Genomic DNA, 1,384 nt, shown 5'->3' on the forward strand with positions numbered 1-1,384 from the left:
CGCCGGATACGGAGACTTCCGTCCCACCAAGACACCCTTCCTCGGATCTGCAAGATCCATTGTCAGAGTGTCCACACCACCGGGGTCGCCTCAGGGGGTCGTTTTGCGTATCGGGGTCCCAGAGGTGACCGGGGATGTTCTCGTACATGCCGATCTCCTGTGAGATCCGTGGCGGGACTGACAATGGGGTTATGGCCGCCAGTTGTCGCGGTAGTCGGGGTGGTCGGCGTAGGGCAGGGCGAGCATCTTGATCACGACGGCTCCGGCGCCCTCGGCGAGGACGTACTCCTCGCAGCGTTCCTTCTCGGCGAAGCGGCGTAGCTTCTTGTAATGGCTGATGGCGGCCCGCTTGGCTTCGACCACGGCCAGGACGCGGGCCGGGTCATGGCGGACGATGTGCAGCGCGTCGGCCGTCGACTCGAATACCGAAGCCTCACCGCCCCAGCATCCACCACAGACGACCGCAGACTGGTCGGCCCCGTAGACCAGTACGCCGTAGTCCCCGTGGTCGACCGACCACGGACCCTCGGCGGCAGCGCCCGCCATCTTTTCGTCTTCGTCGAGGCGGTCGCGGAGGAACTGCACCAGGTCGTCCACGGGGTCATCCTCTCGGCAGTGGCTGCGGAGCGGGGGTGGTCATGGTCTCGGTATGGGTGGGGTTCCTTCAGGGGGAATGGTGGCCCCGCCTCCGGGTGCCTTTTCGGGGGCAGGGCCACCTCGGGCCGCGGGACTAGGGCGCGTCACAACCACGTGCGCGCTCTAACGGCCCGTGGCTCGACTCCCGTCGAGGCCACTTGCAGTTCGCCGTGCGGGTTCAGACAGGGCGAACTGGTTCAGGTGGGCAGCCGGCGTGGAGCCGGCCGCCCTTTTCCTGCCCCCTCTCACGGTAGGCAGGAAGTTTGTGGAGTGTGTGGCCCTGCCACTGAAGGGCAATCAGGGCAGGGCCACCACCGGCCGTGGCCTCGACGGCGTTCGAGGCCACTTGCAGTCGCCCTCCGGCGCAGGGGGGCGAACTGGTTCAGGCGGGCGTCCGGAGTCAGTCGGCCGCCTTTTTCCTGCCATCTCCACCAGTGAGGCAGGAGCCTGGTGGCCCTGCTCTGACGAGGCATTGACAGAGGTAGGGCCATCTCGGGCCGGTGTCGCTACGGCCCGAGATCGTGACGGTACACGCGCACGGTAAGCAGGAGCCTCTATTGCCTAAGAGGGCAGTCTTTTGTGCCTGTTCGCGCCTGTGAGGATTGACTTCGCGGCCGTGACGGCGGCCTGTGAGGTTGCAGCCCAGAAGCGTTGCTACTGAACTTGAATGCGTGATGTCGGCCTGATCGTGGTCAGCTGTCCATGGTCAGGCCGGTGCCTATGAGGCAGCCGTCGATGAGGTGCGGTC

The 1,384-nt window shown here is 66.0% G+C and carries 1 protein-coding gene; it reads right to left on the minus strand.

Annotated elements, in window-relative coordinates; genetic code table 11:
* Nucleotides 1-189 precede the first annotated feature (189 nt).
* Nucleotides 190-597 (minus strand): DUF6221 family protein, encoded by a 408-nt coding sequence (locus tag ACIA8E_RS41970; protein WP_399307383.1) that lies wholly within the window; start codon nucleotides 595-597, stop codon nucleotides 190-192.
* Between the last annotated feature and the right edge of the window lie 787 nt (nucleotides 598-1,384).

Origin of the sequence: Streptomyces sp. NPDC051664 (assembly GCF_044453545.1) — a bacterium.
In the GTDB taxonomy this organism is placed as follows: domain Bacteria; phylum Actinomycetota; class Actinomycetes; order Streptomycetales; family Streptomycetaceae; genus Streptomyces.